At 63.5% G+C, this 15966-nt stretch carries 17 protein-coding genes and 1 pseudogene; 9 read left to right on the top strand and 9 right to left on the bottom strand.

Annotated features, from left to right (window positions below; translation table 11 throughout):
* Positions 1–512, top strand: a 512-nt coding sequence (locus tag M2S36_RS19850) for a calcium-binding protein (protein WP_333957709.1), incomplete at its 5' end; no start/stop codon positions are given.
* Between the two features lie 93 nt (positions 513–605).
* On the opposite strand, the pseudogene M2S36_RS19845 reads toward M2S36_RS19850, so the two are convergent.
* The 7 genes and pseudogenes from M2S36_RS19845 to M2S36_RS19815 form a co-directional block, all read right to left on the bottom strand.
* Positions 606–872 (bottom strand): annotated as a pseudogene (locus M2S36_RS19845) (fumarate hydratase C-terminal domain-containing protein); the annotation flags it as partial.
* Between the two features lie 106 nt (positions 873–978).
* The gene (locus M2S36_RS19840) at positions 979–1884 is read right to left on the bottom strand and encodes a MurR/RpiR family transcriptional regulator (RefSeq protein ID WP_046613995.1); all 906 of its coding nucleotides are present in this window, start codon (positions 1882–1884) and stop codon (positions 979–981) included.
* Between the two features lie 79 nt (positions 1885–1963).
* Positions 1964–2728 (bottom strand): ABC transporter ATP-binding protein, encoded by a 765-nt coding sequence (locus tag M2S36_RS19835; RefSeq protein WP_207836191.1) that lies wholly within the window; start codon positions 2726–2728, stop codon positions 1964–1966.
* A 19-nt stretch (positions 2729–2747) separates the two neighbouring features.
* Positions 2748–3860 (bottom strand): succinylglutamate desuccinylase/aspartoacylase family protein, encoded by a 1113-nt coding sequence (locus tag M2S36_RS19830; protein WP_333957708.1) that lies wholly within the window; start codon positions 3858–3860, stop codon positions 2748–2750.
* A gap of 9 nt (positions 3861–3869) precedes the next feature.
* Positions 3870–4568 carry an ABC transporter permease gene (locus tag M2S36_RS19825; protein ID WP_063913731.1) on the bottom strand — a complete coding sequence of 233 codons (699 nt, stop codon included), beginning with the start codon at positions 4566–4568 and terminating at the stop codon, positions 3870–3872.
* A 13-nt stretch (positions 4569–4581) separates the two neighbouring features.
* Positions 4582–5271 (bottom strand): ABC transporter permease, encoded by a 690-nt coding sequence (locus tag M2S36_RS19820; RefSeq protein ID WP_233687988.1) that lies wholly within the window; start codon positions 5269–5271, stop codon positions 4582–4584.
* A 24-nt stretch (positions 5272–5295) separates the two neighbouring features.
* Positions 5296–6072 carry an ABC transporter substrate-binding protein gene (locus M2S36_RS19815; protein ID WP_233687987.1) on the bottom strand — a complete coding sequence of 259 codons (777 nt, stop codon included), beginning with the start codon at positions 6070–6072 and terminating at the stop codon, positions 5296–5298.
* Positions 6073–6356: 284 nt separating this feature from the next.
* Here M2S36_RS19815 and M2S36_RS19810 point away from each other — a divergent pair, with 284 nt between their 5' ends.
* A complete protein-coding gene (locus M2S36_RS19810) occupies positions 6357–6842 on the top strand; it encodes an isochorismatase family cysteine hydrolase (protein WP_063913728.1) in 486 nt (161 codons plus the stop codon).
* A 242-nt stretch (positions 6843–7084) separates the two neighbouring features.
* Here M2S36_RS19810 and catA read toward each other — a convergent pair whose 3' ends face one another.
* A complete protein-coding gene (gene catA / locus M2S36_RS19805) occupies positions 7085–7984 on the bottom strand; it encodes a catechol 1,2-dioxygenase (RefSeq protein WP_233693543.1) in 900 nt (299 codons plus the stop codon).
* Between the two features lie 167 nt (positions 7985–8151).
* The gene (locus M2S36_RS19800; RefSeq protein WP_333957706.1) at positions 8152–9855 is read right to left on the bottom strand and encodes a sigma-54-dependent Fis family transcriptional regulator; all 1704 of its coding nucleotides are present in this window, start codon (positions 9853–9855) and stop codon (positions 8152–8154) included.
* Between the two features lie 373 nt (positions 9856–10228).
* Between M2S36_RS19800 and M2S36_RS19795 the strand changes: the two genes are divergently transcribed.
* From M2S36_RS19795 to M2S36_RS19765, 7 genes are all read left to right on the top strand, one after another.
* Positions 10229–10486: a phenol hydroxylase subunit gene (locus M2S36_RS19795; RefSeq protein ID WP_333957705.1), complete on the top strand. Its 258-nt coding sequence runs from the start codon at positions 10229–10231 to the stop codon at positions 10484–10486.
* 55 nt (positions 10487–10541) lie between these two features.
* Positions 10542–11537, top strand: coding sequence for an aromatic/alkene monooxygenase hydroxylase subunit beta (locus M2S36_RS19790; RefSeq protein WP_063913724.1), 996 nt, complete (start codon positions 10542–10544; stop codon positions 11535–11537).
* Positions 11534–11803 carry an MmoB/DmpM family protein gene (locus M2S36_RS19785; RefSeq protein ID WP_019097310.1) on the top strand — a complete coding sequence of 90 codons (270 nt, stop codon included), beginning with the start codon at positions 11534–11536 and terminating at the stop codon, positions 11801–11803. The genes M2S36_RS19790 and M2S36_RS19785 overlap by 4 nt, the downstream gene beginning before the upstream one ends.
* A 31-nt stretch (positions 11804–11834) precedes the next feature.
* Positions 11835–13349, top strand: coding sequence for an aromatic/alkene/methane monooxygenase hydroxylase/oxygenase subunit alpha (locus M2S36_RS19780; RefSeq protein WP_333957699.1), 1515 nt, complete (start codon positions 11835–11837; stop codon positions 13347–13349).
* Between the two features lie 65 nt (positions 13350–13414).
* Positions 13415–13774: a phenol hydroxylase subunit P4 gene (locus M2S36_RS19775; RefSeq protein WP_333957698.1), complete on the top strand. Its 360-nt coding sequence runs from the start codon at positions 13415–13417 to the stop codon at positions 13772–13774.
* 11 nt (positions 13775–13785) lie between these two features.
* Positions 13786–14847 carry an NADH:ubiquinone reductase (Na(+)-transporting) subunit F gene (locus M2S36_RS19770; RefSeq protein WP_063913721.1) on the top strand — a complete coding sequence of 354 codons (1062 nt, stop codon included), beginning with the start codon at positions 13786–13788 and terminating at the stop codon, positions 14845–14847.
* 77 nt (positions 14848–14924) lie between these two features.
* Entirely contained in the window at positions 14925–15824 is a 900-nt protein-coding gene (locus tag M2S36_RS19765; protein WP_207836145.1) for a SphA family protein, read from the top strand.
* Positions 15825–15966: the final 142 nt, after the last annotated feature.

The following is a 15966-nucleotide window of genomic DNA, read 5'->3' as shown; positions in this document are numbered from 1 at the left end:
ATACCGGGGTGGGCAACTTCAGCGGTACTGGTAACACGCAGGCCAACGTCATCACCGGCGGTAGTGGCAACGACAGCCTGGACGGCGGTCTTGGCGACGACATCCTCAACGGTGGTGCAGGCAGTGACACGCTGTTCGGTGGTGGAGGCAACGACACGCTGCTTGGTGGCAGCGGCAACGACTTCCTCAACGGCGCTGCAGGCGATGATACGGTCAACGGCGGCGCGGGCGATGACACCATGATGGCCACTGATGGCAATGATGTCTTCCAGTTCGCCGCGGGCTTCGGCAATGACCTGATCATCAACTTCGACAGTAACGCGACCGGCGGCCAGGACAGGCTGGATATCACCGCCTTCAACATCACCGCAGCCACCTTTGCTGCCAACGTCACCATCACCGATGTCGGTGCGGATACGCTGGTCAGCATCGGTGCTACCGACTCCATCCGCCTGGTGGGAGTGGCGGATGCAACCACTGTGACTACAGCGGACTTCAACCTGGCAGGTTGAGGGCCTGAGGGGTACGCGCCAAGGGCCGCTTTGTGGCCCATTCGCGGGCGCTTGCCCGCGAATGGGCCACAAAGTGGCCCCTGTCGCACGCGGTTATTGGATGAACCGCACCTGGCTGTCGATCTTCTCGATCACCGCCCCCTTGCGCTCGTTGAAGCGGGCCCTGTTCTGCTCGAACAGGTTGTTGCCCTTGGTGTCGATGGAGATGATCAACGGGCCGAACTCGCGCACGCGGTTCACCCTCAGCGTCTCCGGCATGCCCAGGTCCTGCCATTCCGCGCGCTCGATCTCTTCCACCTGGGTCGCTGCCAGCACCGCGCAACCGCCTGGAAACACTGCATGCACTGCCTTGTTCTCAAGGCTATCATCGAACTGGGCCGCGAACTGCCGGTCGACCTGCGTGGCGGCGCCTGGCGGTGTGGCAGTAAGGCCGCTCAGGAACGATCCGGCCCCAATCAGGCAGTGGCTACTTTCTTGAAGCCTTGCCGCTGGGCACATGCAGGTAGGACATCACGCTTTCTGTCAACTCTGTCGCCAGCTTCACCGCTTCCTTGTTGCGCGCCATGGCGCCGGCTACCAGCCCTTCTATAAGTGCCAGCACGGCAATGTTGGAGCTGGTAAGCACCGGATGATCGGCGGGCGCGAACAACACGTGGTGAGCGATGGCTGTCAGGGGGGAAGCGGGCGAATCGGTAATCGCCAGCACCGTGGCATTGCGTTCGCGGGCAAAGCGCGACAGCTGAAGGGTGTCCTGGGAGTAGCGGGGCAGGGTAATCGCCAGCAGCACATCCTGCTCGGTGATGGCAGCCAGACGGTAGGCGGCATTCTCGTTGCCACCCTCCATGCTGATGGCACAGGTGTCCTTACAGAACGGTACCAGCGTCGAGGCCGCGAGGCCGGCCATGTAGACACTGTTGCCGAAACCCAGCACGTAGACTTTGCGTGCCGCAATCAGGTTGCTGACGAAGGCTTCGAACGCATCGGCCTGGTTGTTGCTGGCGGCAGTGGCCAGGTTGCTGCTGGCGCTCTGGATCTGCTCATGCAGCCCAAAATCGCCACCGGGCCGCTGGGCCAACTCATTGCGCAGTTTGTCCACGGGCGAGACCATTTGCTGCAAGGTCGTCACCAGCTCGGCTTTCATGCCGCTGTAGCCGCCCAGTTGCAGGGCCTTGGCCAGGCGATTGACGGCCGCTGGCGAAGTGCCGGTGGCTTGGGCCATGTCTTCGATGGTCAGGGTCGCTGCCTTCAGCGGGTGACGCAGGATGTAATCGGCGACCTTGCGCAGCGAAGGCGGCAGGTCGGTCAGGCTCTCCGACAACTTGCGCATGACTGGCGAGGCGTACACGGTGGTGTTTTTCGAATTGCTCGGCATGCGGCTCAACACTCCCTGAATGAGTGCCGTAGTGTATCCCAAGGCTTCCCCGGCAGCAGCCGGGGGCGCCTGTGGAGGCTTACTTGAGGCTGCCGGCAAGGAATTGCTGCAAGCGTTCGGACTGCGGACGAGCGAGTACCTCGCGCGGATCGCCACGCTCCAGGGCCAGCCCCTGATGCAGGAACATGACCTGGTTGGAGACTTCGCGAGCGAAGCCCATTTCATGGGTGACCACCACCATGGTCCGGCCCTCCTGGGCCAGCTCCTGCATCACCTTCAGCACCTCGCCTACCAGTTCCGGGTCGAGCGCCGAGGTCGGTTCATCGAACAGCATCACCTCCGGCTCCATGGCCAGGGCCCGGGCGATCGCCACGCGTTGCTGTTCGCCACCGGACATGTGTGCCGGGTAGGCGTTTCGGCGATGGCTGACGCCGACCTTGTGCAGGTAGTACTCGGCTTTCTCACGGGCATCCTTGCGGCTCATGCCCAGCACATGCACCGGGGCTTCCATGACGTTGTCCAGGGCGCTCATGTGTGACCAGAGATTGAAATGCTGAAAGACCATGCTCAGCCGTGAGCGCAGGCGCTGCAGTTGTTTCGGGTCAGCGGCCCGCAGCCCGGCGCGTGGGCAGGTACGCAACTTCAGGCGTTCGCCATTGACCATGATCTGCCCGGCATTGGGTTGCTCGAGCAGGTTGATACAGCGCAGGAAGGTGCTTTTGCCCGAGCCGCTGGAGCCGATGATGCTGATCACGTCGCCCGCCTTGGCCTGCAGCGAAACGCCCTTGAGTACCTGGTGGTTGCCGTAGCTTTTGTGCAGGTCCTGAATTTCCAGTTTGTTCATCGATGGGTACTCGTTGGTATCAGTCGCTGAGCAAGCGACCATGTCGAATGGGCAGGTTGCCAGCGACTTTCGCCAGCCAGAGGCCCGGTTGGGCGAAGCGAAGGCGTTCGCGGGCATAGAGAATGCCGTCGGTTGTGGCCCTGACTACGCTGTGGCGGTCACTGAGCGGGTCGATGACTTCGAACAGTGGGTCGCCGGTTCGAACCTGCGCACCCAGAGGTTGCAGATAGCTGACGACGCCGGGGTGTTCGGCATAGGCGTACTGGGCGCCGGCAAACGGCGTGGCCTGGCAGCAATGGGGCGGTGCCTCCGGCCATGGGCCGCTGACCAAGCCCTGGTCGGCCAGGTAGGCAAGAATGTGCTCTGCGTCGGCTTGGCAACGTTCTCGCTCGGTATCGGCCATGCCGCGCAGCTCGATGGTGGTGGCGATACAGGCCAACGGGATGTTTGCCTGCGTAAAATGCTCGGCCAGCTTCACCCATGGCAGCGCACAGGCTTCGTCGAACGCATTGCCGCCAGCATCCTCGGCCAGCAATGCAGCTTCAGCACCCAGGCGTGCCGCCAGCGAGCGCAAGCGGGGCCAGTTTTGCGGCAGTGCATACAGCAGCATCACCGATTCGAAATCACAGTGCAGGTCCAGCACCACATCGGCGTCGCACGCATGCTGCAGAAGCAGGCGACGAAGGCCTTCGAGCTCCGATGGCGCAGCAGGCAAGTCGTCGAGGATGTCGAGCATGGTGCGGCGAATGATGGCCACGTTGGCCTCGCCATCCTCGTCTAGATGGCCCTCCAGGCGCCTGATGAGCGCTTCGGTCAGTGCCGGAAAATCGCGGTTGAAGTTCTTGCCGCTGCTGAACTCGAAACGGCCTTGATGGGTGGCCTGGAACATCTGGCCGATACCGATCGGGTTGGCCAGTGGAACCAGTTCTATCACGCCCGTGAGTCGGCCTTGGGCTTCCAGCTCGGCCAGACGGGCCTTCAATGCCACCGCCACGCGCATGCCGGGCAGTTCGTCAGCGTGCAGAGAGGCCTGGATATAAGCTTTGCGCGGGCCGTTGCCGAAGCGGAAGAGGCGCAGAGTGCGCTGGGTACCGCAGGCACTCCAGGGCAGGATATGGTCGATTTGCTGCATGGGTGCTCCTCAGTGCTTGCGTGGGGCCAGGTACTTCAGCCAGCGGCGCTCGGCCAGCTTGAAGAGGCGAACCAGCAGGAACGTCAGGGCCAGGTAGATCAGCCCCGCAGTAATGAATGCCTCGAACGGAAGGTAGTAACGAGCGTTGAAGGTTTTTGCCGCGCCTGTGATATCGACCAGGGTGACGATCGAAGCCAGGCTGGTGGTCTGTAGCATCATCAGCACTTCGTTGCTGTACTGCGGCAGCGATCGACGCAGGGCCGACGGCAGCAGGATGCGCCGGTACAAGGCCAGGCGCGACATGCCCATGGCACGTGCGGCTTCAACTTCGCCGCGCGGCGTGGCCCGCAGGCTGCCGGCCAGCAACTCGGCGCTGTAGGCGCTGGTGTTGAGGGCGAACGCCAGGCAGGTGCAGAAGGTTGCGCTGGACAGGTACGGCCAGAGCGGGCTCTGACGCACAAGTTCGAACTGAGCCAGGCCGTAGTACACCAGAAACAACTGCACCAGCATCGGTGTGCCACGAATGACATAGGTGTAGAGCCAGGCCGGGTAGCGCAGCAGGCAGGAATGCGAAACGCGCATCAGTGCCAGTGGGATAGCCAGTGCCAGGCCGCAGGCCAGGGAAATCAGCAGCACCTTCAGGGTCAGCGCAATGCCGTTCAGGTACAGCGGCAGGTTCTGCCAGATAAGTGGGTAGTCAAGCATCATGCAAACCTTCCCTTCATAGTTCGGCGGCTTTGAAGCCGAACGAATAACGCTTTTCCACGCTGCGCAGCAGCACCAGCGACAGGCTGGTCAGCAGCAGGTAGAGCCCTGCCACGGTGAGGAAGAACGTGAACGGTTCATGGGTGGCATCGGCTGCGTTCTTGGCCTTGAACATCATGTCCTGCAGGCCGATCACGGAAATCAGCGCGGTCGACTTGATCAAGACCAGCCAGTTGTTGGTGAAACCCGGCAGCGCCAGGCGCACCAGCTGCGGCACGCTGATCCGCCAGAACACCTGCAGGCTGCCCATGCCATAAGCGGCCCCTGCTTCGGCCTGACCCTCGGGAATGGCGAGAAAGGCCCCGCGAAAGGTTTCCGAAAGATAGGCACCGAAAATGAAACCCATGGTGCAGACCCCGGCGATGAACGGGTTGATGTCGATGTACTGCTCGTAGCCCAGCGCCAGCGCAAGACGGTTGATCAGGTCCTGTCCGCCATAGAACACCAGCAGAATCAGGACCAGGTCAGGAATGCCGCGCACTGCCGTGGTGTAGATCTCGCCCAGGGCTGCCAACCAGCGCAGTGGTGACAGCCGGCAGGCGGCGCCGACCAGGCCGAGGCTGATGGCCAGGGCCATCGCCATCAGGGCCAGGCTGATGCTTAACCACGCGCCATCGAGAATGCTCGAACCGTAGCCGTGAAGCATGATGAAAGTCCTCGTCAGCCGGGGTCATTGGCCGTAGATATCGAACGGGAAGTACTTGCTCTGCACTTGCTGGTAGGTGCCGTTGGCGCGAATGGCGGCAATGGCGGCGTTCAGGCGCGCCAGGTTGGCGCTGTCCCCCTTGCGCACGGCAATGCCCGCACCCCGACCGAAGTAGCGGGGGTCGTTGACATCCGGACCGACAAGCGCAAAACCTTGGCCGGCGGGCGTCTTGATGAAGCTCTCCTCGGTATTGACGATGTCGGCGAGGGTGGCATCCAGCCGCCCCGCGGCCAGGTCGAGGAAAGCTTCGTTCTGCGAGGCGTAGCGCACGACCTCGACACCTGCACTTTCCAGCTGCTCGGTAGCGAAGCGGTCATAGGTGGAGGCACGCTGCACGCCGAGCTTCTTGCCTTTGAGGTCCTGCATCGGGTCGCTGATCTGGCTGCCGGACTTCATCGCGAACTTGCCCGGGGTTTGATAGTACTTGTCGGTGAAGTCGACGGACTTGAGCCGATCTTCAGTAATCGACATTGACGACAGCACGGCGTCAATCTTGCGCACCTTCAACGACGGGATCATCCCGTCGAACTCCTGGATCACCCACTGACATTTGACTTGCATCTGCGCGCACAGGGCGTTGCCGATGTCGTAGTCAAAGCCGGCGAGTTCGCCTGCGGGGGTGCGGTAGGAGAAGGGCGGATATGCCACTTCGATCCCGATGCGCAGGCTGCCTTCGTCAGCCTGGGCCAGTGCGCTGCAGGCACAGAGTGCCAATGCGCCTAGAAGTCCGGTCTTGTTCATATTATTGACTCCGGTGGATAGGGCAGTACCGGCCTGAGCCCGTTGTGGGGCTCGGTTCGGCATGAAGAAAAATGACATGTATAATTTCACAAATCAATATCAATGAAAATAATCGTGTCAGTCTGGTGACTGCCGGTCATCCGGCGTGCACGGAGGTGGGTGCGAAGATGGCTGCTGCGTGAGGCGCGGGGCTGGCCTGGCGTATCGTGTCCTGGCTCGCTGGGCGACCACGGCACTTGCATCACGCTATACTCCGCGCCTTTTGCCAGCACCGGAATCCGCCCATGCGCCAGGTTTTGCTCATCGTCGATGTCCAGTCCACCTTCAGCCCGCCCGAGTGGTTGGTCGATGGCCTGCGCCGGTTGTCGGCCAACATCCCCACCATTGCCTCGGTCGAGTTGCACGATGAACAGGTCACGCCGTTCGAGCGCCAGCTCGGTTGGCACCCGGCGGCGGAGGACGAGAGCCTGGTCGAAGCCGATCAGGTGTTCGTCAAGCATGGCTACGGGCAGAGCGCAGAGGCCATCGAGTACATCCGGCAACTGGGTGTGGAGCGGGTGCTGGTATGTGGGCTGCAGACCGAAACTTGCGTGCTGGCCGCCGGTTTTGCCCTGTTCGATGCGGGGCTGATGCCCACCTTGGTCACCGACATGACGGTAGGGTCTTCGCTGGACAGGTCGGGCAAGCTGGGGATCGAGCTTTGGCAGCATCACTTCCGCCAGGTCACCACCTCGGCCGAGGTGCTCGCCGAATTGGCCCTACGAGGCTAAGGCATGCAGGCATCATGCGGGCATGCATCTGGGCTGTGCTGTCACGTAGAGAACTGAATTCGCAAGCGGTCTGTGGGAGCGGCTTTAGCCGCGAAGAATCCAACGCGGAGCCTGGCACCGGCTGTGCCGGTGTTCGCGGCTAAAGCCGCTCCCACAGGGTCCCTGCTAATTCAATGAGTCGTGTGCAGTTCTGTGGGAGCGGCCTTGTGTCGCGAAAGGGCCGCAAAGCAGCCCCGGCAATCTCAAGCCGTTTGCAAGGCTCGCGGCCGCTGGCTGCGTTGCTCATCATCCGCATGCGCTGCCGGCTGCAGGCAGAAGTTGAACACCACCCGCGCCACACCGCCTTCGAGCCGTTCCACCTCGCCCACCAACCCGTCGCGGGTAGCATGGGCAAAGTCATCCCACAGGTACGCGTCACCCGCCAGGTTGATCTGTGTGGTCAGGTGCCGGTACCCCGGTGCACTGATGAAGAAGTGGATATGCGCAGGGCGCTGGCCATGCCGGCCCAACTGGTCCAGGCAGGCCTGGGTCGGGCCATCGGCCGGGCAGCCGTAGCCGCTGGGGACAATGCTGTGGGCGCGGTAGCGGCCTTGGGCGTCGGTGACAATGCGGCGGCGCAGGTTGTAGGCCGACTGGCCGGAATCGAAGTAGGAATACAGGCCTTGGGTATTGGCGTGCCACACGTCGACGATAGCCCCGGCCAGCGGCTGGCCGGCCAGGTCCAGCACCTGGCCTTCAAGCAGCATCGGCTGGCCAGGGTCACGGCCGTCGTCCAGCCGCGCCTCGCCTTCGCACAGCGGCGCACCGGCCACGTACAGCGGACCTTCGATGGTGCGCGGGGTGCCGCCGGTATGCCCGGCCTGGCTGTCGCGGGCATCGCTGAGCAGGTCGAGGAAGTGCTCCAGGCCAAGGCCGGCCATCAGCAGTCCGGCTTCGTTGCGGCTGCCCAAGCGGTTGAGGTAGTCGACAGCGGTCCAGAATTCGTCGTCGCTGATCGCCAGGTCTTCGATCAGCTTCGCGCTGTCCTGCAGTATACGCAGCACAATCTGCTTCAGGCGTGGGTTGCCCTGGTCGTTGCCAACGCCTGCCGCTTTCGCGAAGAAGGCTTGTACTTCGGGGGAATGGGAAATCGCTACAGTCATGGTTGCCTCACCGGTCGTTGTTGTTATTGCGGTGCAAGGCTCAAGGCAAATGCGATGCCATGTTTATAACTGTTTGATATAAAAGATTTTTTTGTTTTTTTAGGTACCGATCGCCGGCGCGCGCTCGATCATATGATCAATCCGCGCCAGCGCAATTGCGCAAATGCTCAAGGCTTGTCGGTCACGCTTTCGCCTGGTGATTTCTTCAGCCGATAGGCCAGGGCCGGGCGGGTCATGCCGAGCAGGCGCGCGGCTTCCGAGACGTTCTGCCGGCAGCGCTGCATGGCTTCCTGCATCAGCGCTTCCTCGACGGCATCCAGGCCGGTGCCGCTGTCGAGAATCTGTGCCACCCAGCCGGGCGCGGCCTGGTCACTGGCCGCCACCAGCCGACCATCGCTGCCCAGGCCGATGCTGTCGGTGGCCGGTGGCGCATGCGGGAACAGTGCATCCAGGCCGATGCTCTGGTTCTCGTCGGTGATGATCACACCGCGCTCCATGAGGTTTTCCAGCTCGCGGATGTTGCCCGGCCAGTCGTACTGCAGGCACACCTGCAAGGCCCGGTCGCTGAGGCCACGGGTCTTCTTGCCGTAGCTCTGGTGCAGGCGGCCGAGGAAGTGCTCGATCAGCAGCGGGATGTCTTCGCGGCGCTCGCGCAGCGCCGGGACATGCACCGGGAACACGTTCAGGCGGTAGAACAGGTCGGCGCGAAAACGCCCGTCCTTGACCGCCTGCTCGAGGTTCTCGTGGGTGGCGGCGATCACCCGTACATCCACCGGCCGCGTGCGGCTGTCACCCACCCGTTCCAGCTCGCCTTCCTGCAGTACGCGCAACAGGCTGGCCTGCGCGCGCGGCGTGAGCTCGACGATTTCATCGAGGAACAGGGTGCCGCCGTTGGCCCGCTCGAAGCGGCCCATGCGCGCCTGCTGCGCGCCGGTGTAGGCACCTTTCTCGACGCCGAACAGCTCGGCCTCGATCAGGTCGGGCGGGATGGTCGCGCAGTTCAGCGCCACGAACGCCGCGCCGGCGCGCTCGCTGCGCAGGTGCAGGCTGCGGGCGATCACCTCCTTGCCGACCCCGGTTTCGCCCAGCAGCAGCACCGAGGCCTTGCCCGGGGCCACCTTGTCGGTCAGTGCACAGCAGCGCCGGTACACCGCCGACTGGCCGATGCCGTAGAACTGTCCCGACTCGTACTGCAGACGCTGGCGCAGGTTGGCCACCTGCACCTGCAGCGATTGCAGCTCGTCGATCACCGGGTCGCTCTGGAAGTAGCGCAGGAAAGTCTCGGCATCTTCCCACTGTTCCACCGGCTTGCCGATGATGCGGCATTCGCTGCCACCGCAGCCGCGGCAGCTGACTTCCTTGTAAAGCACCTGGCGACCGAGGAAGAACGAGCTGTAGCTGATCGCGTAACCCAGCAGCATCCAGCACACCGGCTGTTCGGAATGCAGGCCTTCGGACTGGCAGTTTTCCACCTCGAAGGAGTCCTGCCACTCGATGTCGGCGTAGAAGTGGCCGCTGTCCATGTCGATTTCCAGCTGTAGCGGGCGCACCTTGACCATGCCCTTGAGCGAGTGCAGCTGCGGGCCGATGAAGAACATCTCCACCGGGTTGCCGTTGGGGCGCAGCTTGCGCGCCAGTTCGGCGTCCTTCAACCCCGACTGGTAGCCCAGGCGCAGGAAGAAGCCCTTGGCCCGCTCCACACCGAGCATTTCGATCAGTTCGCGGCGCATGCTGGCCATGGTCGCGGCCTGCACCAGCAGCATGCGCTGCTCGTCCAGCCAGATCTTGCCTTCGGTGCCGAGGAACCGCACCCGTTCGGTGAGGTCCTTCAGCGCCGGTGCAGGTTCCGGCGCCCTGTACTGGGTAATCATTCGCTTGCGCCCCTTGCTTGTAGTTGTATGGGGAGGTGGCGTGCGCCCGCTCAGGCAAGGCGGGTACTGGGCACGCCGGGACGACCGCGGCGCTGCAGGCAAGGCTCGGGTCGCTCTTTTACTAAACCGCCTGAAAGCGGCGCAAAAGTCAATCGCCGGCCTTGTTCGCCATTTGCTCGAAGCGCCCTGGCCCGATTGAGCAAATGATCAATCGGGCCGGCTGTGGCGCGCCGGCCGCACAGGGGTTGGTCAACCCATCCATGATTTAAAAATTTTTTAAAAACAAATGGTTATGTCTTGGCTTTGCGGTTTTTCAAGCGCCTGGCACAGCCGTTGCTCTAGCCCTTGGCACGTCCAACCGGAGCACCCGCGCATGATCCCAGCCACCACACCCTTCGAGCAGATGCCGCGCTACGTCCGCGTACGCAGCGAGCCGGATTCCACCTTTGTCGAGTTCGACTTTGCCATCGGTTACCCGGACCTGTTCGTCGAACTGGTCCTGCCGCGTACTGCCTTCGCCAGCTTCTGCGCCAGCAACCGGGTCCGCCACATGGACGCTGCGATGGCCGCCGCCGTCGATGCCGACATGCAGAAGTGGCGCTATGGCGAAAGCCGCGACGAGGACGAATGAAGCGCCGTTTGTCGGCACGTTGCATCCCCACAACAACAAGTACAGGACGCCTTGCATGAGTATCGAGATCAAGACGGCCACGGTCGAGCCGATCCGCCAGACCTTCAGCCATACCCGCCGCCGTTTCGGCGACAAGCCGGCCAGCCGGTACCAGGAAGCCAGTTTCGATATCGAAGCGGCCACCAACTTCCACTACCGCCCGCTGTGGCAGCCCGACAAGCTGCTCAACGACCCCAGCCGCACCGCGCTGCAGATGGCCGACTGGTACGCCGTCAGCGACCCGCGCCAGTACTACTACGGCACGTACGTGCAGGCCCGGGCGCGCATGCAGGAAAACGCCGAGCACAGCTTTGCCTTCTGTGAAAAGCGCGAGCTGCTGGCCAGCCTGCCGGCGGCAACCCGTGCCCTGGTCGCACGCCTGCTGCTGCCGCTGCGCCACGCCGAACTGGGCGCCAACATGAACAACAGCGGCATCGCCGCCGACGCCTTCGGCACCAGCGTCACCCAGATGCACATGTTCCAGGCCATGGACCGCCTGGCCATCGCCCAGTACCTGTCGCGCATCGGCCTGCTGCTGGAGGACGACGGCCTGGCACTGCTGGCCGAGGCCAAGCAGCGCTGGCTGGACGAGCCGGCCTGGCAAGGGGTGCGGCGCTATGTCGAGGACAGCCTGGTGATACGCGACTGGTTCGAGCTGAGCCTGGCGCAGAACCTGGTCAGCGACGGCCTGGTGTACCCGTTGCTGTTCGAACACTTCGATGCGCAGCTGGTGGCCGCCGGGGCAGGGCAACTGGGCATGCTCACCGAGTTCATGCGCCTGTGGTTCGCCGAGAGCCAGCGCTGGGTCGATGCGCTGGTCAAGACCGCGGTCGCCGAGAGCCCGCACAACCGCCAGCTGATCGAAGGTTGGGTCAGCCAATGGCGCGGGCGAGCCGTGCAAGCGCTGCTGCCGCTGGCCGAGGCCGGCCCCGGCCGCGACGCGCTGGATGCCTGCGACAGCGCCTTTGGCGCACGCCTGAAAAAACTCGGCCTCAGTGGAGACGCCGCATGACTTCCCTCGTCTACATCGCCTTCCAGGACAACGACAGCGCCCGCTACATCGTCGAGGCCATCACCCAGGACAATCCCCACGCCCAGGTGCAGCACCAGCCGGCGATGATCCGCGTGCAGGCCGAAGGGCGCCTGGAAATCCACCGGGCCACGGTGGAAGAAAAAATCGGCCGTGAATGGGACGTGCAGGAAATGCTGATCGACGTGATCACCCTGGGTGGCAACGTCGAGGAAGACGAAGACTGCTTCGCCCTGCACTGGAACTGATCCGCACAACGACAAGAACCCGGAGACCACCATGGCCGCCAAGCGCCTCAACCAGAAAGACAAGTACCGCTGCCTGACCCGAGACCTGGGCTGGGAGCCGAGCTACCAGAGCAAGGACGCCATCTACCCCTACGAGCGGTTCGAAGGTATCAAGATCACCGACTGGGACAAGTGGGAAGACCCGTTCCGCCTGACCATGGACGCCTACTGGAAATACCAGGCCGAGAAAGAGAAGAAGCTGTACGCCATCTTCGATGCCTTTGCCCAGAACAACGGCCACCAGAACATCTCCGACGCCCGTTACGTCAATGCCCTGAAGTTGTTCCTGAGCGGTGTCACGCCCCTGGAGTACCAGGCCTACCAAGGCTTCGCCCGGGTCGGCCGGCACTTTGGCGGCGCCGGTGCGCGGGTGGCCTGCCAGATGCAGGCCATCGACGAGCTGCGCCACGTGCAGACCCAGGTGCACGCCATGAGCCACTACAACAAGCACTTCAACGGCCTGCATGACTTTGCCCACATGCACGACCGGGTGTGGTTCCTGTCGGTGCCCAAGTCGTTCTTCGAGGATGCGCGCACGGCTGGCCCGTTCGAGTTCCTCACTGCCATTTCGTTCTCGTTCGAGTACGTGCTGACCAACCTGCTGTTCGTGCCGTTCATGTCGGGCGCGGCGTTCAATGGCGACATGGCCACGGTCACCTTTGGCTTCTCGGCGCAGTCCGACGAGGCCAGGCACATGACCCTGGGCCTGGAGGTGATCAAGTTCCTGCTGGAACAGCACGAGGACAACGTGCCCATCGTGCAGCGCTGGATCGACAAATGGTTCTGGCGTGGCTATCGGTTGCTGACCCTGGTCGGGATGATGATGGACTACATGCTGCCGAACAAGGTGATGTCCTGGGCCGAAGCCTGGGAGGTGTACTTCGAGCAGGCCGGCGGCGCGCTGTTCAAGGACCTGGAACGCTACGGCATTCGCCCGCCGAAGTATGTCGAGCAGACCACCATCGGCAAGGAACACATCAGCCACCAGGCCTGGTCGATCTTCTACCAGTACAGCCAGGCCACCAACTTTCACACCTGGATCCCCACCGACGAGGAACTGGACTGGCTGTCGGCCAAGTACCCGGACACCTTCGACCGCTACTACCGGCCACGCTACGAGCACTGGCGCGAACTGCAGGCGCGCGGCGAGCGCTTCTACAACCCGACGCTGCCGATGCTGTGCCAGGTGTGCCAGATTCCGCTGGCCTTCACCGAGCCGGATGCGCCCACGCAGCTGAGCCACCGCAGCCTGGTGCATGAAGGCGAGCGTTACCACTTCTGCTCTGATGGCTGCAGCGACATCTTCGCCTTCGAACCGGAAAAGTACGTGCAGGCCTGGCTGCCGGTGCACCAGATCCTGCAGGGCAACTGCGGTGGCGGCGATGTCGAGGCAGTGGTGCGCGACTACTACAACATCGCCCCCGGGCAGGACAACTTCGAGTACCAGGGCTCACCCGAACAGCAGCGCTGGCAGGCCGTGCAGGGCACCGAGCGCCAGGCCGGCTGAGCCACTGAAGCGCCAGGGCGCCGTTGCTGCGCCCTGGCCCCGACAAGAACAAGAGGAACATTGCCATGCCCGTGACCGCCATCGGCACCTACACTGCCCAACCCCTGGACCGCCAGGCCAACTTCCACGGCGCCCAGCTGGTGTACCTGTGCTGGGAAAACCACTTGCTGTTCTGCGCACCCTTCACCCTGCCGGTGGACCCGGCGCAACCCTTCGCCGCCTTCATCGAGCAGGTAGTCAAGCCGGCCATTGCCCTGCACCCGGATGCCGCCCGGGTCGACTTTAGCGTAGCGCGCTGGCGCCTGGACGAGCAGCCGTTCCGCCCTGACCTGGCCTGTGGCCTGGCCGCCAACGGTATCGCCCACAAGAGCCTGCTGCACCTGCATACCCCTGGCCTCGATGGCCTGGGCGGCAGCCATAACTGAGGAATGCTGCCATGAGCTACCAAGTCACCATCGAACCCACCGGCGAACAGATTGAAGTGGAGGAGGGCCAGACCATCCTCGAGGCCGCCCTGCGCCAGGGCGTGTGGCTGCCGTTTGCCTGCGGCCACGGCACCTGTGCCACCTGCAAGTGCCAGGTGCTCGAAGGCGAAGTCGACCTGGGGGCGGCCTCGTCATTTGCGCTGATGGACATGGAGCGCGACGAGGGCAAGGTACTGGCCTGCTGCGCCATCCCGCAGAGCGACCTGGTGATCGAAGCCGACATCGATGTCGACCCGGACTTCGCCGGCCTGCCAGTACAGGACTATCGCGCCGTGGTCACCCGGCTGGTGGAATTGTCGCCGACCATCCGCGGTGTTCACCTCAAGCTCGACCGGCCGATGGCCTTCCAGGCCGGGCAGTACGTGAACCTGCAACTGCCGGGCATCGAAGGCACCCGGGCGTTCTCCCTGGCCAACCCGCCGCAGCAGGCCGACGAGTTGGAGCTGCATGTGCGCCTGGTGGAAGGCGGCGTGGCTACCGGGCACATCCACCGGCAGCTCAAGGTGGGCGACGCACTGGAGCTGTCCGGCCCTTACGGGCAGTTCTTCGTGCGCAGCTCGCAGCCGGGGGACCTGATTTTCATCGCTGGTGGTTCGGGGCTGTCCAGCCCGCAGTCGATGATCCTCGACCTGCTGGCGCGTGGCGACACCCGGCGCATCACCCTGTTCCAGGGCGCCCGCACCCGTGCCGAGCTGTACAACCGCGAGCTGTTCGAGGCGCTGGCTACCCGGCATGCCAATTTCAGCTACGTGCCGGCCCTCAGCCAGGCCGCCGAAGACGTGCAGTGGCAAGGTGTGCGCGGCTACGTGCACGACGCGGCCAGGCAGCATTTCGAGGGCCGCTTCAACGGTCACAAGGCCTACCTTTGCGGCCCGCCACCGATGATCGATGCGGCCATCACTTGCCTGATGCAGGGGCGCCTGTTCGAGCGCGACATCTTCATGGAGCGCTTCTACAGCGCCGCAGACGGCGCCGCCGACGGCCAGCGTTCGGCCCTGTTCAAGCGCATCTGAACCCTTTGCTGCCCGGCTCCCTGACCTGCGGGGGGCCTGCGTGCACCCGACCGATAACAACAACAAAGGTTGACCCGATGAACCCGACCCTAGCGAACCTGCTTCGCCTTGCCGTGTGCGCCTCGTTGTTTGGCGCTGCCAACCTGTCCCATGCCACCGAAGGGGGCGGCACCTCGTACCCGCTGGGTGCCGAAAACTACATGTCCGGCGCCATGCCGCCGCCGGGCTTCTATGGCCAGCTGTTCGTCAACCATTACGAGGCCGACAACCTGCGTGGCAACGACGGGCGCAAGCTGCCGGTGGACTTTCGCGTGCGCGCCAACGCCATCGTGCCGCGGCTGATCTGGGTGAGTGACTACACGGTGCTGGGCGCCAGCCTGGCGCTGCATGCGATCGTGCCGCTGGTGGACGTCAAGGTGTCGCTCAATGGTCAGTCGCAGCACAACAGCGGCCTGGGCGATGTGATCTTCGGCCCGGCGCTGGGCTTTCACCACAGCGACAAGTTCCACAGCATCCTGGCTTTCGACATGATTGCCCCCACCGGCCGCTACGACAAGGATGACCTGGCCAACCCCGGGCGCAACTACTGGGTGTTCGAGCCGGTGTATGCGATGAGCTATGTCGACCCGGCCGGGCTCAACCTGGATGCCAAGGTGATGTACGACTTCAACCGCCGCAACCCGGCCACCGATTACCGCTCGGGCCAGGAATTTCATGTGGACTATGCCGTGGGTTGGGGGCTTGGGAATGGTTGGGTGCTGGGGGTAGGGGGGTATTACTACCGGCAGACGACAGACGACAATCAGGATGGCGAGCGCATCGACGACAACAAAGGGCGCAGCTTTGCCGTTGGCCCGTCGATCAAGTACAGCGGCAAGGATGGCTGGTTCGTGACGGCGAAATGGTCGAAGGAAACCGGAGTGCGCAACCGCGCACAGGGTGATGCCTACTGGTTGAAGCTGACCTTGCCCTTCTGAAAAGGGGCTGCTGTACAGCCCATCGCCGCGGTTCGTCGCCACCACAAGCCAGCTTGTGTCTTGAGAGGGGATTAGAATCTGGAGTGAGAGCGGTGAATGGCAAGCTGAATGCCAGAGGTGCCTTGAGCACGTGTGGGAGCAC

The organism is Pseudomonas sp. SF2 (genome assembly GCF_036858055.1).
Taxonomy (GTDB): Bacteria; Pseudomonadota; Gammaproteobacteria; order Pseudomonadales; family Pseudomonadaceae; genus Aquipseudomonas.
This window is presented reverse-complemented; position numbering and strand designations above follow the sequence as displayed.

Coding starts and splice junctions, on each gene's coding strand:
- M2S36_RS19840 (WP_046613995.1), bottom strand. CDS start 1,884: ATGCCGAGCAATTCGAAAAACACCACCGTGTACGCCTCGCCAGTCATG.
- M2S36_RS19835 (WP_207836191.1), bottom strand. CDS start 2,728: ATGAACAAACTGGAAATTCAGGACCTGCACAAAAGCTACGGCAACCAC.
- M2S36_RS19830 (WP_333957708.1), bottom strand. CDS start 3,860: ATGCAGCAAATCGACCATATCCTGCCCTGGAGTGCCTGCGGTACCCAG.
- M2S36_RS19825 (WP_063913731.1), bottom strand. CDS start 4,568: ATGATGCTTGACTACCCACTTATCTGGCAGAACCTGCCGCTGTACCTG.
- M2S36_RS19820 (WP_233687988.1), bottom strand. CDS start 5,271: ATGCTTCACGGCTACGGTTCGAGCATTCTCGATGGCGCGTGGTTAAGC.
- M2S36_RS19815 (WP_233687987.1), bottom strand. CDS start 6,072: ATGAACAAGACCGGACTTCTAGGCGCATTGGCACTCTGTGCCTGCAGC.
- M2S36_RS19810 (WP_063913728.1), top strand. CDS start 6,357: ATGCGCCAGGTTTTGCTCATCGTCGATGTCCAGTCCACCTTCAGCCCG.
- catA (WP_233693543.1), bottom strand. CDS start 7,984: ATGACTGTAGCGATTTCCCATTCCCCCGAAGTACAAGCCTTCTTCGCG.
- M2S36_RS19800 (WP_333957706.1), bottom strand. CDS start 9,855: ATGATTACCCAGTACAGGGCGCCGGAACCTGCACCGGCGCTGAAGGAC.
- M2S36_RS19795 (WP_333957705.1), top strand. CDS start 10,229: ATGATCCCAGCCACCACACCCTTCGAGCAGATGCCGCGCTACGTCCGC.
- M2S36_RS19790 (WP_063913724.1), top strand. CDS start 10,542: ATGAGTATCGAGATCAAGACGGCCACGGTCGAGCCGATCCGCCAGACC.
- M2S36_RS19785 (WP_019097310.1), top strand. CDS start 11,534: ATGACTTCCCTCGTCTACATCGCCTTCCAGGACAACGACAGCGCCCGC.
- M2S36_RS19780 (WP_333957699.1), top strand. CDS start 11,835: ATGGCCGCCAAGCGCCTCAACCAGAAAGACAAGTACCGCTGCCTGACC.
- M2S36_RS19775 (WP_333957698.1), top strand. CDS start 13,415: ATGCCCGTGACCGCCATCGGCACCTACACTGCCCAACCCCTGGACCGC.
- M2S36_RS19770 (WP_063913721.1), top strand. CDS start 13,786: ATGAGCTACCAAGTCACCATCGAACCCACCGGCGAACAGATTGAAGTG.
- M2S36_RS19765 (WP_207836145.1), top strand. CDS start 14,925: ATGAACCCGACCCTAGCGAACCTGCTTCGCCTTGCCGTGTGCGCCTCG.